Source organism: Nocardia suismassiliense (assembly GCF_900269665.1).
GTDB classification, from domain to species: Bacteria; Actinomycetota; Actinomycetes; order Mycobacteriales; family Mycobacteriaceae; genus Nocardia; species Nocardia suismassiliense.
On record NZ_LT985361.1, the window covers coordinates 1,783,539 to 1,799,720 of the forward strand.

At 61.0% G+C, this 16,182-nt stretch carries 10 protein-coding genes and 3 rRNA genes; all 13 read left to right on the forward strand.

What is annotated here, in order from left to right; genetic code table 11:
- Window positions 1-6 precede the first annotated feature (6 nt).
- Complete coding sequence (atpD, locus tag DBO33_RS07970; protein ID WP_107654451.1) at window positions 7-1,455, forward strand: F0F1 ATP synthase subunit beta; 1,449 nt, start codon at window positions 7-9, stop codon at window positions 1,453-1,455.
- A gap of 6 nt (window positions 1,456-1,461) precedes the next feature.
- Complete coding sequence (locus DBO33_RS07975) at window positions 1,462-1,839, forward strand: F0F1 ATP synthase subunit epsilon (RefSeq protein ID WP_107654452.1); 378 nt, start codon at window positions 1,462-1,464, stop codon at window positions 1,837-1,839.
- 194 nt (window positions 1,840-2,033) lie between these two features.
- Window positions 2,034-2,450 carry a DUF2550 domain-containing protein gene (locus DBO33_RS07980; RefSeq protein WP_199856550.1) on the forward strand — a complete coding sequence of 139 codons (417 nt, stop codon included), beginning with the start codon at window positions 2,034-2,036 and terminating at the stop codon, window positions 2,448-2,450.
- A gap of 65 nt (window positions 2,451-2,515) precedes the next feature.
- Window positions 2,516-3,097, forward strand: coding sequence for a cob(I)yrinic acid a,c-diamide adenosyltransferase (locus tag DBO33_RS07985; protein ID WP_107654454.1), 582 nt, complete (start codon window positions 2,516-2,518; stop codon window positions 3,095-3,097).
- Window positions 3,098-3,298: 201 nt separating this feature from the next.
- Window positions 3,299-4,558, forward strand: coding sequence for a UDP-N-acetylglucosamine 1-carboxyvinyltransferase (gene murA, locus DBO33_RS07990; RefSeq protein ID WP_107654455.1), 1,260 nt, complete (start codon window positions 3,299-3,301; stop codon window positions 4,556-4,558).
- 473 nt (window positions 4,559-5,031) lie between these two features.
- A 16S ribosomal RNA gene (locus tag DBO33_RS07995) occupies window positions 5,032-6,550 on the forward strand.
- A 335-nt stretch (window positions 6,551-6,885) separates the two neighbouring features.
- Window positions 6,886-10,022: ribosomal RNA gene (locus DBO33_RS08000) — 23S ribosomal RNA — on the forward strand.
- Window positions 10,023-10,302: 280 nt separating this feature from the next.
- Window positions 10,303-10,419, forward strand: a 5S ribosomal RNA gene (rrf, locus tag DBO33_RS08005).
- Together the 16S, 23S and 5S rRNA genes form the textbook arrangement of a ribosomal RNA operon.
- 498 nt (window positions 10,420-10,917) lie before the next feature.
- Window positions 10,918-11,559: a hypothetical protein gene (locus tag DBO33_RS08010; protein WP_107654456.1), complete on the forward strand. Its 642-nt coding sequence runs from the start codon at window positions 10,918-10,920 to the stop codon at window positions 11,557-11,559.
- 105 nt (window positions 11,560-11,664) lie between these two features.
- Complete coding sequence (locus DBO33_RS08015; RefSeq protein ID WP_159080147.1) at window positions 11,665-13,932, forward strand: MMPL family transporter; 2,268 nt, start codon at window positions 11,665-11,667, stop codon at window positions 13,930-13,932.
- Between the two features lie 46 nt (window positions 13,933-13,978).
- Window positions 13,979-15,064 (forward strand): fatty acid desaturase, encoded by a 1,086-nt coding sequence (locus DBO33_RS08020; RefSeq protein ID WP_107654458.1) that lies wholly within the window; start codon window positions 13,979-13,981, stop codon window positions 15,062-15,064.
- Window positions 15,061-15,276, forward strand: coding sequence for a rubredoxin (rd, locus tag DBO33_RS08025; RefSeq protein WP_407670496.1), 216 nt, complete (start codon window positions 15,061-15,063; stop codon window positions 15,274-15,276). The genes DBO33_RS08020 and rd overlap by 4 nt, the downstream gene beginning before the upstream one ends.
- A 398-nt stretch (window positions 15,277-15,674) precedes the next feature.
- Window positions 15,675-16,121, forward strand: a complete 447-nt coding sequence (locus tag DBO33_RS08030; RefSeq protein ID WP_159080148.1) for a hypothetical protein — start codon at window positions 15,675-15,677, stop codon at window positions 16,119-16,121.
- Window positions 16,122-16,182: the final 61 nt, after the last annotated feature.

Below are 16,182 nucleotides of genomic sequence, written 5' to 3' on the forward strand. Positions count from 1 at the left end.
AGAAAAATGACCGCAGCAGTCACGCAAGACAACACGAGTCGGACCGGCGCAGACTCAGGTCGCGTCGTCCGAGTCATCGGCCCCGTCGTCGACGTCGAGTTCCCCCGGGGCTCGATTCCCGAACTGTTCAACGCGTTGCACGCCGAGATCGAACTGACCTCGGTGGCAAAGACCCTGACCCTCGAGGTCGCCCAGCACCTCGGCGACGGCATCGTGCGCTGCATCTCCATGCAGCCCACCGACGGCCTGGTCCGTAGCGCCCCCGTCACCGACAGCGGCAAGCCGATCTCGGTGCCGGTCGGCGACGTCGTCAAGGGCCACGTCTTCAACGCGCTCGGCGACTGCCTGGACAGCCCGGGTCTCGGCCGCGACGGCGAGCAGTGGGGCATCCACCGCAAGCCCCCGTCATTCGACCAGCTCGAGGGTAAGACCGAGATCCTGGAGACGGGCATCAAGGTCATCGACCTGCTCACCCCGTACGTGAAGGGTGGCAAGATCGGCCTGTTCGGTGGCGCCGGTGTCGGCAAGACCGTGCTCATCCAGGAGATGATCACCCGTATCGCGCGGGAGTTCTCCGGCACCTCGGTGTTCGCCGGTGTCGGCGAGCGCACCCGTGAGGGCACCGACCTCCGCCTGGAAATGGAAGAGATGGGCGTCCTCCCGGACACCGCCCTCGTCTTCGGCCAGATGGACGAGCCGCCGGGCACCCGTATGCGCGTCGCCCTCTCGGCCCTCACCATGGCCGAGTACTTCCGGGACGTGCAGCACCAGGACGTGCTGCTGTTCATCGACAACATCTTCCGGTTCACCCAGGCCGGTTCCGAGGTGTCGACGCTGCTCGGCCGCATGCCTTCGGCCGTCGGTTACCAGCCGACCCTCGCGGACGAGATGGGTGAGCTCCAGGAGCGCATCACCTCGACCCGTGGCCGGTCGATCACCTCGCTGCAGGCGATCTACGTGCCCGCCGACGACTACACCGACCCGGCGCCGGCCACCACCTTCGCCCACCTCGATGCGACGACCGAGCTTTCCCGCCCGATCTCGCAGAAGGGCATCTACCCGGCCGTCGACCCGCTGACCTCGACCTCCCGCATCCTGGAGGCCTCGATCGTCGGCGACCGGCACTTCGCCGTTGCCAACGAGGTGAAGCGGATCCTGCAGAAGTACAAGGAACTGCAGGACATCATCGCCATCCTCGGCATGGACGAGCTCTCCGAAGAGGACAAGGTCCTCGTCGGTCGCGCCCGTCGCCTGGAGAAGTTCCTCGGCCAGAACTTCATCGTGGCCGAGAAGTTCACCGGTCAGGTCGGTTCGGTGGTTCCGCTGGAGCAGACCATCGACGACTTCGACCGGGTCTGCAAGGGCGAGTTCGACCACTTCCCGGAGCAGGCGTTCAACAGCTGCGGTGGCCTCGACGATGTCGAGGCGGCCGCGAAGAAGATCGCCGGAAAGTAGTCACCGATGTCGGAAATGTCAGTTGACCTGGTCGCCGTCGAACGACGGCTCTGGGCCGGGCAAGCGACGTTCGTCAGCGCGCAGACCACCGAGGGCCAGATCGGCATCATGCCGGGTCACGAGCCGCTACTCGGCCAGCTGGTCGAGGGCGGCACGGTGGCCATCGTCTCCACCGAGGGTGAGCGCATCGTCGCTGCGGTGCACGGCGGCTTCTTCTCCGTGACCGCCAGCACGGTCCGGATCCTGGCCGAGTCCGCGGAGTTCGCGGACGAGGTGGATGTCGAGGCGGCACGGCGCGTGCTGGCCGACTCGGCGGCCAGCGAAGAGGATCAGCTCGCGGCGCAGGCTCAGGTCCGCGCGGCGGAGCAGGCTGCGAACGCGTAAGCGACAACCGGATATTCGAGCACGAGACTGTCGGCGGCGAAGAGACCTTCGCCGCCGACAGTCGTCTTCACACCTCTTGCGGTCGTCTTAATACACGGCCCCCCAGTTTGTAAACTTGGTGTCGTGGTTGAATGACCGCGGGGTGTCGACGACACGGCGACAGAGCGAAGGGACGAACTGCATTGCAGACCGGGATGGTTCTCCTGATCATTCTGGTGCTCACGCTCGTGTTCTTGGCCCTGGCCTCGACCTATCGCCTGATCATGTTGCGGCGCGGCGGAACCGCCGCACTGTTGCGCGTATTGCCCGCCCGCGGTGGTCAGGGATGGCGGCACGGCCTGCTGCGATATGACGAAGACCGAATGGTCTTTTTTAAGCTGACCAGCCTGAAACTCGGCCCCGACTGCACAATTCACCGTCAGGGCATCGAGATCGGCGACCGCCGCGGACCCGTCGGCGACGAATTCGACATCATGAGCGACGACATCGCGGTGATCGCTGTGGCCGGTCGGGAGGGCAGTTTCGAACTCGCCCTGGATCGGGCCTCGCGGACCGCGTTTCTGTCCTGGGTGGAGTCTCGCCCGTCGGACCGTACCCGCCGAATGCGTTGATCCCGTCCGCGCACATCGCTGTGCGGCACCGGGCTCAGGAAGGCGGGGGAGCTAGGGTTGGTCCTGTGAGTGTTCATCTGACGCGGATCTATACGCGCACCGGCGATGACGGGACCACTGGTCTCAGCGACTTCTCGCGGGTGGCGAAGACCGATCCTCGGCTGGTCGCGTACGCCGATTGCGATGAGACGAACGCCGCAATCGGGGTGGCGATCGCGCTCGGGCAGCCGGAAGAGCAGTTGCGTGCGGTGCTGCTGCAGATACAGAACGATCTGTTCGATGCGGGCGCCGATCTGTCTACCCCCGTTGTCGCGGAGCCGAAGTATGCGCCGCTGCGCATCACCCAGCCCTACATCGACCGGCTCGAAGGCTGGTGCGATGAGTTCAATGCTGAACTGCCGGCACTGAATTCGTTCATTCTGCCGGGTGGCACCGCACTGGCGGCACTGCTGCACACGGCGCGCACCGTCGCCCGTCGCGCGGAACGTTCCGCCTGGGCCGCGATCGAGACACACCCGGACGACACGAATGTTTTGCCGGCCAAATACCTGAACCGGCTGTCGGATCTGCTGTTCATCCTGAGCCGCGTGGCCAATCCCGGCGGCGATATCCTGTGGAAGCCCGGCGGAACCAGGTCGAGCACCTGATAATGCTCGAGACGCGAGGACTCATGTCCTCGAGTTCATGGGTTACACCCCGGGTAGACCCAGAACTCAGACCGGCACCCGACCGCCGGCCCGCAACCGAACTACCGTGGCACCCACTAGTGCGCTGAATACCCGGAGTGGCGGAACAGTGCCGCAACTATCCTTGCACCCAACAGTGCGCCGAATACGCGGAGAGGCGGCATGGAACGGTTTTTGGTTACCGGCGGGAACAGACTCGTCGGTGAAGTCGCGGTGGGGGGCGCCAAGAACAGCGTCCTCAAGCTGATGGCCGCTGCCTTGCTGGCCGAGGGCACCACCACGATCACGAACTGCCCGGACATTCTCGACGTGCCGCTGATGGGTGACGTGCTGCGCGGCCTCGGCTGCGACGTCGCGATCGATGGCGGGGTGGTCACCATCGACACCCCCGCAGAACCGAAGTACCACGCGGACTTTCCCGCGGTGACGCAGTTCCGTGCGTCGGTGTGTGTGCTCGGGCCGCTGATGGCGCGCTGCAAACGGGCGGTCGTCGCGCTGCCCGGCGGTGACGCGATCGGCTCCCGTCCGCTGGACATGCACCAGGCCGGCCTGCGGTTGCTCGGCGCGACCAGCGAGATCGAGCACGGCTGCGTGGTCGCGCGGGCCGACGAGCTGCAGGGCGCCAAGATTCGGCTCGACTTCCCCTCGGTGGGTGCGACCGAGAACATCCTGATGGCGGCCGTGCTCGCCGAGGGCGAGACGGTGATCGACAACGCCGCGCGCGAACCCGACATCGTCGACCTGTGCAACATGCTCGTGCAGATGGGTGCGCGGATCACCGGTGCCGGCACCTCGGTGCTCACGGTGCAGGGCGTCAAGCGGTTGTCGCCGACTACCCATCGCGTGATCGGCGACCGCATCGTCGCGGCGACCTGGGGCATCGCCGCCGCAATGACCATGGGTGACGTCCGGGTCACCGGGGTCAATCCGAAGCATCTGTCGCTGGTGCTGGACAAGTTGCGTTCGGCGGGCGCGCGGATCTCGTTCGAGCAGGACGGTTTCCGTGTCGTGCAGGCCGAGCGGCCGCGCGCGGTGAACTTCTCCACCCTGCCGTTCCCCGGATTCCCCACCGATCTGCAGCCGATGGCCATCGGGCTCGCCGCGATCGCCGACGGCACCTCGATGATCACCGAGAACGTCTTCGAGGCGCGCTTCCGTTTCGTGGAGGAGATGATCCGGCTCGGCGCCGATGCGCGGACCGATGGTCATCACGCGGTGGTGCGCGGTATTCCGCGGTTGTCGAGTGCGCCGGTGTGGTCCTCCGACATTCGGGCGGGCGCCGGCTTGGTACTCGCCGGTCTGGTTGCCGACGGAACCACCGAGGTGCACGACGTCTTCCACATCGACCGGGGTTACCCGAATTTCGTCGAGCAACTGCAGGCGTTGGGCGGCGAAGTGAAGCGGGTCGGCGCGGCCGAATGAAGCGTTAGCGCCGAAAACCCTTCCTGACCAGGCGATTTGACATCGTGCACGCAGACACGTAACTTTATTCGAGTCAGAGCGACACGGACACCGACCCGGAGCCGAGAAGCCAGCGGAAACGCTGAGCGAAGGCCAGGGACACGAGGTAGTACGAGGAGCGCCTGACGCTCACACTAGCTTGACTGAGACCCCGATTTGGTTCTGGGGGAGCGGCTGAGCTAAGCTGGATAAGTTGCCTCACGGACGAACCGGTTAGCGCCGGGGATGAAGTGTGTGCGTGTGTTCTTTGAGAACTCAATAGTGTGTCGATGAATGTCAGTGCCAATTATTTAATTGGTTCCGGCTTCTCATACCCCCCGGTTGAGAGGTCGGACATTTAGTCAGCAAATCTTTTTGCTGGCGTTTTGTTTTGCTAGGTTTTCGGACTCTAGTTATTCTTCTGATTAGCCTCTTCGGAGGTTGGTTGAGAGTCTTCAACGGAGAGTTTGATCCTGGCTCAGGACGAACGCTGGCGGCGTGCTTAACACATGCAAGTCGAGCGGTAAGGCCCTTCGGGGTACACGAGCGGCGAACGGGTGAGTAACACGTGGGTGATCTGCCTCGCACTTCGGGATAAGCCTGGGAAACTGGGTCTAATACCGGATATGACCTTCCAGTGCATGCTGGTGGGTGGAAAGATTTATCGGTGCGAGATGGGCCCGCGGCCTATCAGCTTGTTGGCGGGGTAACGGCCCACCAAGGCGACGACGGGTAGCCGACCTGAGAGGGTGACCGGCCACACTGGGACTGAGACACGGCCCAGACTCCTACGGGAGGCAGCAGTGGGGAATATTGCACAATGGGCGAAAGCCTGATGCAGCGACGCCGCGTGAGGGATGACGGCCTTCGGGTTGTAAACCTCTTTCGACAGGGACGAAGCGAAAGTGACGGTACCTGTAGAAGAAGCACCGGCCAACTACGTGCCAGCAGCCGCGGTAATACGTAGGGTGCGAGCGTTGTCCGGAATTACTGGGCGTAAAGAGCTTGTAGGCGGTCTGTCGCGTCTTCTGTGAAAACTTGGGGCTCAACCTTAAGCTTGCAGGCGATACGGGCAGACTAGAGTACTTCAGGGGAGACTGGAATTCCTGGTGTAGCGGTGAAATGCGCAGATATCAGGAGGAACACCGGTGGCGAAGGCGGGTCTCTGGGAAGTAACTGACGCTGAGAAGCGAAAGCGTGGGTAGCGAACAGGATTAGATACCCTGGTAGTCCACGCCGTAAACGGTGGGTACTAGGTGTGGGTTTCCTTCCACGGGATCCGTGCCGTAGCTAACGCATTAAGTACCCCGCCTGGGGAGTACGGCCGCAAGGCTAAAACTCAAAGGAATTGACGGGGGCCCGCACAAGCGGCGGAGCATGTGGATTAATTCGATGCAACGCGAAGAACCTTACCTGGGTTTGACATACACCGGAAACCTGCAGAGATGTAGGCCCCCTTGTGGTCGGTGTACAGGTGGTGCATGGCTGTCGTCAGCTCGTGTCGTGAGATGTTGGGTTAAGTCCCGCAACGAGCGCAACCCTTGTCCTGTGTTGCCAGCGCGTAATGGCGGGGACTCGCAGGAGACTGCCGGGGTCAACTCGGAGGAAGGTGGGGACGACGTCAAGTCATCATGCCCCTTATGTCCAGGGCTTCACACATGCTACAATGGCCGGTACAGAGGGCTGCGATACCGTGAGGTGGAGCGAATCCCTTAAAGCCGGTCTCAGTTCGGATCGGGGTCTGCAACTCGACCCCGTGAAGTTGGAGTCGCTAGTAATCGCAGATCAGCAACGCTGCGGTGAATACGTTCCCGGGCCTTGTACACACCGCCCGTCACGTCATGAAAGTCGGTAACACCCGAAGCCGGTGGCCTAACCCCTTGTGGGAGGGAGCCGTCGAAGGTGGGATTGGCGATTGGGACGAAGTCGTAACAAGGTAGCCGTACCGGAAGGTGCGGCTGGATCACCTCCTTTCTAAGGAGCACATCTCCACGGACACCCACACAGGTGGGATGTTAAACGTCTTGTGGCAGAGACCGTTTCGGATGCATACGTCATCCGGCGGACGCTCATGGGTGGAACACTGACTGACTCTTCTCGCGTATCAATCGGTCGTCATGACTGGTTGGCGAGGGGATATATCGGCACACTGTTGGGTCCTGAGAGAACACGCGAGTGTTTCTCTGGGCAAGATAACGACAAGGCTGGATCTTCAGTCATACCGCAGGGGTTTCCTCTGGCTGGTGCTGAGTATGGGTTTGGCTTTGTGTGTTGTTTGAGAACTGCACAGTGGACGCGAGCATCTTTGTTAGTAAGTGTTTAAGAGCGTACGGTGGATGCCTTGGCACCAGGAGCCGATGAAGGACGTAGGAGGCTGCGATAAGCCTCGGGGAGCTGTCAACCGAGCTGAGATCCGAGGATTTCCGAATGGGGAAACCCAGCACGAGTGATGTCGTGTTACCCGCATCTGAATATATAGGGTGTGTGGAGGGAACGTGGGGAAGTGAAACATCTCAGTACCCACAGGAAGAGAAAACAATTGTGATTCCGTGAGTAGTGGCGAGCGAAAGCGGATGAGGCTAAACCATGTACATGTGATACCCGGCAGGGGTTGTGTATGTGGGGTAGTGGGGCTCATTTTCCTATCACTGCCGTGGTAGGCGGGAGTCAGAAACCGTTGTGTTAGTCGAAGTGGTCTGGAACGGCCTGTCGTAGAGGGTGAGAATCCCGTAGACGAAAACTCAACGGCTCTCGTAGTGAGTACCCGAGTAGCAGCGGGCCCGTGAAATCTGCTGTGAATCTGCCGGGACCACCCGGTAAGCCTGAATACTCCCTGGTGACCGATAGCGGACTAGTACCGTGAGGGAAAGGTGAAAAGTACCCCGGGAGGGGAGTGAAATAGTACCTGAAACCGTGCGCTTACAATCCGTCAAAGCCTGCGAGTCGTTTGGTCGACTGTGGGTGATGGCGTGCCTTTTGAAGAATGAGCCTGCGAGTTAGTGGCATGTGGCGAGGTTAACCCGTGTGGGGTAGCCGTAGCGAAAGCGAGTCCGAATAGGGCGATCCAGTCGCATGTTCTAGACCCGAAGCGGAGTGATCTACCCATGGCCAGGGTGAAGCGACGGTAAGACGTCGTGGAGGCCCGAACCCACTTAGGTTGAAAACTGAGGGGATGAGCTGTGGGTAGGGGTGAAAGGCCAATCAAACTCCGTGATAGCTGGTTCTCCCCGAAATGCATTTAGGTGCAGCGTCACGTGTTTCACGCCGGAGGTAGAGCTACTGGATGGTCTAGGGGGCCTACAAGCTTACCGAAATCAGCCAAACTCCGAATGCCGGTGTGTGAGAGCGTGGCAGTGAGACTGCGGGGGATAAGCTTCGTAGTCGAGAGGGAAACAGCCCAGATCGCCGGCTAAGGCCCCTAAGCGTGTACTAAGTGGAAAAGGATGTGAAGTCGCGAAGACAACCAGGAGGTTGGCTTAGAAGCAGCCACCCTTGAAAGAGTGCGTAATAGCTCACTGGTCAAGTGATTTTGCGCCGACAATGTAGCGGGGCTCAAGTACACCGCCGAAGCCGCGGCATTCACACAATACGTCCGCCACTCTCTACGGGGGGTGGTGCAGCGGTGTGGATGGGTAGGGGAGCGTCCTATAGCCATGGAAGCAGCAGGGTGACCTAGTTGTGGAGGCTATGGGAGTGAGAATGCAGGCATGAGTAGCGAAAGACGAGTGAGAAACTCGTCCGCCGAATGACCAAGGGTTCCTGGGCCAGGTTAATCCGCCCAGGGTGAGTCGGGACCTAAGGCGAGGCCGACAGGCGTAGTCGATGGACAACGGGTTGATATTCCCGTACCCGTGTATCCGCGCCCATGATGAATCAGTTGTGCTAAGTGTCCAAAACCTCCGAGAAGACCTTCGGGTCTCGAGTGAGGGGCTGCACATGACCCCGGCTGGTAGTAGTCAAGCGATGGGGTGACGCAGGAAGGTAGCTGGGCCAGTCAGTGGTTGTACTGGTGTAAGCCTGTAGGGCGTCCGGTAGGCAAATCCGCCGGACATGTAGCCTGAGAGGTGATGCGTAGCCGATTGAGGCGAATTCAGTGATCCTATGCTGCCGAGAAAAGCCTCTAGTGAGTTGGTACACGGCCCGTACCCCAAACCGACACAGGTGGTCAGGTAGAGAATACTAAGGCGATCGAGAGAACTGTGGTTAAGGAACTCGGCAAAATGCCCCCGTAACTTCGGGAGAAGGGGGACCATTTCTGGTGACGGAATTTACTTCCTGAGCTGGGGGTGGTCGCAGAGACCAGTGAGAAGCGACTGTTTACTAAAAACACAGGTCCGTGCGAAGTCGTAAGACGATGTATACGGACTGACGCCTGCCCGGTGCCGGAAGGTTAAGAGGACCGGTTAGCGCCTTCGGGTGCGAAGCTGAGAATTTAAGCCCCGGTAAACGGCGGTGGTAACTATAACCATCCTAAGGTAGCGAAATTCCTTGTCGGGTAAGTTCCGACCTGCACGAATGGCGTAACGACTTCTCAGCTGTCTCAACCACAGACTCGGCGAAATTGCATTACGAGTAAAGATGCTCGTTACGCGCGGCAGGACGAAAAGACCCCGGGACCTTCACTATAGCTTGGTATTGGTGTTCGGTACGGTTTGTGTAGGATAGGTGGGAGACTGTGAAGCGGGCACGCCAGTGTTCGTGGAGTCATCGTTGAAATACCACTCTGATCGTATTGGACTTCTAACCTCGGACCATGATCTGGTTCAGGGACAGTGCCTGGTGGGTAGTTTAACTGGGGCGGTTGCCTCCTAAAATGTAACGGAGGCGCCCAAAGGTTCCCTCAGCCTGGTTGGCAATCAGGTGTCGAGTGCAAGTGCACAAGGGAGCTTGACTGTGAGAGCGACAGCTCGAACAGGGCCGAAAGCCGGCAGTAGTGATCTGGCACCGGCCAGCGGCAGCGGGGTCACCCGACGGATAAACGGTGCCCCGGGGATAACTGGCTGATCTTCCCCCAGATTCCATATCGACGGGATGGTTTGGCATCTCGCTGTCTGCTCGTCGCATCCTGGGGCTGGAGTAGGTCCCAAGGGTTGGGCTGTTCGCCCATTAAAGCGGCACGCGAGCTGGGTTTAGAACGTCGTGAGACAGTTCGGTCTCTATCCGCCGCGCGCGTCAGAAACTTGAGGAAGGCTGTCCCTAGTACGAGAGGACCGGGACGGACGAACCTCTGGTGTGCCAGTTGTTCCGCCAGGAGCACCGCTGGTTAGCTACGTTCGGAAGGGATAACCGCTGAAAGCATCTAAGCGGGAAGCCTGTTCCAAGATGAGGTTTCTCACCACCTTCGAGTGGTTAAGGCCCCCCACAGACCATGGGGTTGATAGGCCAGAACTGGAAGCCCGGTAACGGGTGTAGGTGACTGGTACTAATCGGCCGAGGACTTACCAACAAAGAAGCTACGCGTCCACTGTGCAGTATCTGAAACAACACACGACACCGTGTNCAGACCATGGGGTTGATAGGCCAGAACTGGAAGCCCGGTAACGGGTGTAGGTGACTGGTACTAATCGGCCGAGGACTTACCAACAAAGAAGCTACGCGTCCACTGTGCAGTATCTGAAACAACACACAGACACTGCAGCAGACACCAACGTCTGCGAACCCCCACCTTTGGTGGTGTTTCGCTGGCGTCCTGTGTCAGCGCTGCTGTGTGGATAGTTTCATAGAGTTACGGCGGCCATAGCGGCAGGGAAACGCCCGGTCCCATTCCGAACCCGGAAGCTAAGCCTGCCAGCGCCGATGGTACTGCACTCGACAGGGTGTGGGAGAGTAGGACACCGCCGGAACATCATTCACGAAAGCCCCCCAGCTCACGCTGGGGGGCTTTCGTCGTTTCCAGACCACCCCGCCACAAGGACCACCCCGCTAGGGCGAAAAGCCGCACCCTCTCTCGGGACTCGCACCCACTACGGGGGCTAGAGCCAGTGCGGATCCCGAGAAAGTGTGCGGCTGCGGCTTCGGCTGTTGCTTCCGGTCTGCACGCGGCAGAACTGCCGGCTCGATGTGCGAGGGTTCAGTCCGACGCACCCGGACGCACCGACCGACCTAAACGGTCTGGACTATCGACCGACAGGCCGATCCTCTTGTGCGCAAACAATTTTGCCGAATTCCTTCCATCCAGATGCGCTACGGCGACGAATGCTAGATGACCATTCCGGATGGTAGGTTCTGCCCGCAGTCCAATTCTTCACCAGACTCTCGCAGGATCGTGACAACCCCCGCCCGGCTGAATCGCCGGCCGGGGGCCTGGTTCGTTGGTCTCACAGTCGATGGGAAGGTTTGCGATGGCAATTGAAACGACGAAGGAATCCAGTTCGGCAGATGTGGTCGGGGGTCGCCGCGGGATGACCCGGCACGTTGGTCTTGTCGCAGCAGGGCTGATGGCTGTGGCCGCTCTCGGTTACACAGTTGTCGATGCCCCAGGCTCCTCGGCACAAGGCGACGACGCGCAAAAGGAAGCCCCGAATGAGCCTTGTGCCAATGGCAAAGGCTCGGTCACCATCTCCAAGGACGGATCCGGCTTCAAAGCTACCGCCAAGGGTGAATTCCCGGGTGAGTGCGCCGGCAACGGTAGCGGTAGTGCAACGGACATCAGCGCTGAGCCCAGTGACGATGGCAAAGCCTGCGTTATCAAGACCTCGAAGCTCAAGGGTAAGGGAAAAGAGGACGAAGACGATGATGGGAATGGCAAAAAGGACGAGATAGAAATCGAGAACGGGACGGTGACGATTACCCTCCAATTGGACGGAAAGACCGGAAAATTGGATGCCAAGGTCAAGTCAGGACCCGAAGGCCCTGACGCCGACGATATTTTCGCGGCGAAAGCCAAGATCAACAACCACGGCGTAACGTCCTGCGACAGCGTCCCGACCGGCGATTTCACAGTGACCGATATTGATACCACTCAGTCCGAGGCGCCGGAGTAGATATACGGTTCCGTCGGCTCGGTAATGATCGTGCTTTTCGCCGCGTCGCGCCGGCAACCGTCGACGCGACGCGGTAAGCCGCAGAAGTCATTCGAAGGGGGGCGTGTGTCTGTTGGGCGTGGGGATCCGCTTGTGCGCTTGGCGGTGCTGATGGTCCGGTATCGGGGCAGGGTGTTCGCGGGGTGGCTGGTCGCCGCAGTTATCGGCCTCATCGGCCTGCCGTACCTGCTGGGATCGGCGTCTTCCCCGACGATCGAGGTCTCCGGCTCGGAGTCGCAACGGGCCGGGACGCTGATCAGTGCTGGTCTGCCGTCATTCGGTAATGACCAGATGATCGCGGTGCTGCATTCGCCGATGCACAGCTCAACAGGCTCGACCTTCGATGCGGCGATCAACGCCGCGATCGCCGCGTTGGGTCCGATGGACGGCGTCGACGGCATGGTGTTGCTGCCGAGGGTCGGCGATGCCCGTCCGGTACAGGTCCTGACCGAGACCCTCGAACCGCTGCGCCCGCTGTTCCACGACGAGCACACGGCGTATCTGCTTGTCGGGATGTCCGGCGACGACCGGCTACGGCAGAACCGAGTACCGGAGCAGCAGGCTGTGATCGACGAGGCAACCCGGGCCGCGTCGGACGGCGCGGTGCGTGCCTATCTGCTCGGGGGGACGGCATTCGGCCAGGCGGTGCAGGAAGCCGAGATATCCGATCTGATGCGCATCGAGTTGGTCGCGGTGCCTGCCGCGATACTTGTGCTGTTGGTGGGTCTGCGCGCACCGGTCGCGGCGCTGGTGCCGGTGGTGATCGCTGCCGCATCCGTGCTCTCCACCCTGGGCCTGTTCGCATTGATCCGGGATATCTTTCCGGTCGACGGCATGTTGCTGATCGGGGTGAACGCCATCGGACTCGGCATCGGCATCGATTACGCGTTGTTCGTAATGAACCGCTACCGCGAAGAATTGGCGAAGGGTGCCGACCCGCTGGCGGCCGTCCGGGCGGCATCGGCTACCACTGGACGGACGGTGGTCTACTCCGCACTTATTTTGTTGTTTGCCTGCGTGAGCCTGTTTCTGGTCCGCTGGCATATTTTCGCCGTTGCCGCGGTCGGAACCATGACCGTTATCGCGATAACCGCGGTGGCCTCGGTTTCCTTGCTGCCCGCCGTGTTGATAGCCCTCACGAAGTGGCTCGAATGGCGGCCCCGGTGGATATCGCGTCTGGGGCGGCGTCGGCTCGGCGAGCACGGAGATACCGCAGGACGACTGACCCGCTGGGCCAACCACCTGATGCGCCACCCATGGCTGTACGCGATCGCGGTGACCGCCGGTCTACTGCTGGCGGCAGTGCCGACACCCAACATGACGCTCGGATTCGACTCGGAAGCCCGAGCATTGGCCGATACTCCGGTCCTCACCGGATTCGCCATCACCGACCGAGACGCTCCCGGCATTGGGGCAACGGTGACAATCCTGCTGAGCCGACCTGCTGATTCTGCCGAACCGAACGTCGAGCCTCTCCTCGCCGCCCTGCGTGCGGATCCGGAAGTGGCCGCAGTGTCGAAGCTGGACAATGGGGTGGATCTCACTGCGGTGCTCGCCGTCCCCGAGCACCTACCGACCTCGCAGAACGTCGTCGATCTGGTGCGACGGATTCGTACCGATATCGCTCCGGCCTACGCACCGCTCGGTCTCCCGGTGACTGTCGGTGGTCCTAGCGCACTCATCAGCGACATCCTCACCGAGACATCGACCAAGCTGTGGTGGGTGGTCGGCTGGGTGCTGGCTCTGATGTTCGCGGTGCTCGTCGTCGTGCTCCGCAGCCTCATCCTGCCGTTGAAAGCGATTCTGATGAGCTTGCTGGCCACGGGAGCGTCCTTTGGACTGACCGTGCTGGTATTCCAACGTGATGTGAGTGACCAAGCGTCTGGCTTGGCCAATCAAGGTCTGATCTGGCCGCAGGTGCCGTTGATCGTGTTCGTCGTACTGTTCGGATTGTCGACTGACTACGAATTGTTCCTCGTTCGCCGGATCCAGGAGGAGTATCTCGCCACCGGCGACAACCGCCGGTCGGTTGCCGTCGGGCTGCAGAGCACCGCACGGTCGATCACGCTGGCCGCGGTGATTCTCGCGGTCGGGTTCGGCAGCTTGCTTGTCTCGCAGATCAACGGCCTCAAGTCATTCGGCTTCGCGATCGCCGTCGCTCTGATCATCGATGCCACTTTGATACGGCTGATCCTGGTGCCGGCGTTGATGCAGATTATGGGGCGGTGGAACTGGTGGTTTCCTTCGTGGCCCGGATTCTGCCGCAGCGGGTCGTCTGCCGAAGGGGCGAGCGAACGAACCGAAGAAGTTCCTGCCACGGTTGCCGCTCGTTGAGCGAGGCGTGGCATCCCTTATCCCGCAATCCATTACAGGAGACATCATGCGACTCGCGACTCGCCTGCCCGGCGAACGCAGCCTCGCCGAGGACGACGCGGATCGGATCTCGTCGATTCGGGAACAGATAATGCTCGTCGGTGACCGTTGGCGGACAAGGCATCCGTGGATCGGTAGTCACCAGGACGCGATCGGAATGACGATCTTCGTGGCGGCGATTCTGGGGGTGCTGGGGGATGCCGCACTGTATGCGGTAGGCGTGTTGCCTTGGTGGGTGACGATCGTGGTGACCGCGTTCTGGTTGTCGTTGCTGCACGAACTCGAGCACGACCTCATCCACTCGATGTACTTCCGCACGAACAAGTGGGTGCACAACGCAATGATCTTGGGGGTGTGGGTGTTTCGGCCGAGCACCATCAACCCGTGGGTCCGCCGTCGTCTGCATCTGCACCATCACGAGGTGTCGGGTACCGACTCCGATCTCGAGGAACGCGGCATCACCAATGGCCAGCGGTGGGGCGGGCATCGTCTGCTCAGTCTGTTGGACACCATGCTGGGGATCTACACCAGGCCGTTTCGTACGCATCGAATAGTCAACGAGTATGTGGCGCGTGCGGCACGCGACGCCGCTGATGCCCGCTTCCTGGCGGTGACGGTTCCGCTGGGCTATTTCCCGCTGGGCGCAATACATTACGGGCTGTGGCACATCGCGATCGGGGTGCACGTCTACGAGCTGTTCGGCGGAAGCGTCCCGCACAATGCCGCATATGATGCCATGAACTTCCTGGCGATTACCCTGTTGGCCCCCAACGCGATTCGTACCTTCTGCCTGCATTTCGTCAGCTCGAACCTGCACTACTACGGCGATGTCGAAGCGCACAACGTTCTGCAACAGACGCAGGTCTGGACGGCGAAGTGGTTGTGGCCGATGCAGGCACTGTGCTTCAACTTCGGTGGCACACACGCCATTCACCACTTCTTGGTCCGCGATCCGTTCTATGTGCGCGAGGCGATCAGGCGGGACTGTCAGGTGATCTTGCGCGAACGCGGCGTTCGATTCAACGACTTCGGCACTTTCCGCCGCGGCAACCGGTTCTCGCTCGGGTCCTTGGCCGGACCGGTCGAACCGTGACCGGCGGCGAAGCGCGGACGGCGCAGGGCAGGAAGGCCAATGATATTGCCGCACTGTGGATCTGCGTGACCTGCGGGGCGATCTACGATCCTGCCGAAGGTGATCCGGATGGCGGGATCGCGCCGGGCACCCCATTCGCCGACATCCCCGACGGATGGGTGTGCCCGGTGTGTGGCGCTCGCAAGGAAGACTTCATCCCGTTCGAGGGGTGATCCGGGGCGGGAGCAGCAGGGCACGGTCGAGTAGTCGCGTGGCCGCGCCGATCGTTTCCATCCAGATGGACTACGGCAACGAATGCTAGGTGCTTGGCACAGGTGGAGAGGTTTATTCGCAATTCGATTCTTCACCGATTCTGAGCGGATCGTGACGGCTTCGTCCCCAGGGCTATCCAAGCACGGGCGAAGCCCAGATATCCGAAACGTCGACGGAAAGGTTTGCGATGTCAATCAAACGATCAACGGGCTCTCGGAATTTCGTGCTTCTCGCCGCAGGTGTACTGGTCGCGTCCGCACTGGGCTATGGAGCTGTCTCGGCACCTAGTTCCAGTGCAGAGGGGGAATCGAGCGCACGCGAAGACCTCACCTGTGCGGGGGGTAAGGGTGGCATCACGGTGGCCAACAATGAAAAGGGCATCCCCGTCGGGACGGCCTCCTTCGACGGCGGGTTCACCAAGAAGGCCGGTGCTGCCGACAGTAAATGCCTGGAAGACACGCTGCAAGACCTCGGCCCCTCGGGGAAAATCAGTATCGCGAAAAAGGGAGACGGCTGTGAGTTGTCGGCGAATGTCGACGAGGCCGACGATGTGAAAGTCCCGGTTACAGAAAATGGCTCGAACACTACCGAGGAGTTGCAGACCGGGAAGTTCACCGCCTCCGCCCCGCTGAATAGCGCGAAATGGACAGCACACGCGGTCGTTGATGCCGTGGATTCAGACGGTGAGCCGGCCACCGTGACTATCGATGGGGATGTGCAGGGGATGAAGATGACCGATTGCACAACCGTGCCGGAAGGGGATTTCAAGGTCACGAACATCGTTGCCACGATGAAGGGTAAGTAAGGATTCGTCAGGCAGCCGCGTCGCAAAGATCCGGTTTTGCCGCGTTGCGTGGACCACTGTC

What these genes read in the sequence shown, in the direction of transcription:
- atpD (WP_107654451.1), top strand. Translation starts at nt 7, where the DNA reads ATGACCGCAGCAGTCACGCAAGACAACACGAGTCGGACCGGCGCAGAC.
- DBO33_RS07975 (WP_107654452.1), top strand. Translation starts at nt 1,462, where the DNA reads ATGTCGGAAATGTCAGTTGACCTGGTCGCCGTCGAACGACGGCTCTGG.
- DBO33_RS07980 (WP_199856550.1), top strand. Translation starts at nt 2,034, where the DNA reads ATGGTTCTCCTGATCATTCTGGTGCTCACGCTCGTGTTCTTGGCCCTG.
- murA (WP_107654455.1), top strand. Translation starts at nt 3,299, where the DNA reads ATGGAACGGTTTTTGGTTACCGGCGGGAACAGACTCGTCGGTGAAGTC.
- DBO33_RS08010 (WP_107654456.1), top strand. Translation starts at nt 10,918, where the DNA reads ATGGCAATTGAAACGACGAAGGAATCCAGTTCGGCAGATGTGGTCGGG.
- DBO33_RS08020 (WP_107654458.1), top strand. Translation starts at nt 13,979, where the DNA reads ATGCGACTCGCGACTCGCCTGCCCGGCGAACGCAGCCTCGCCGAGGAC.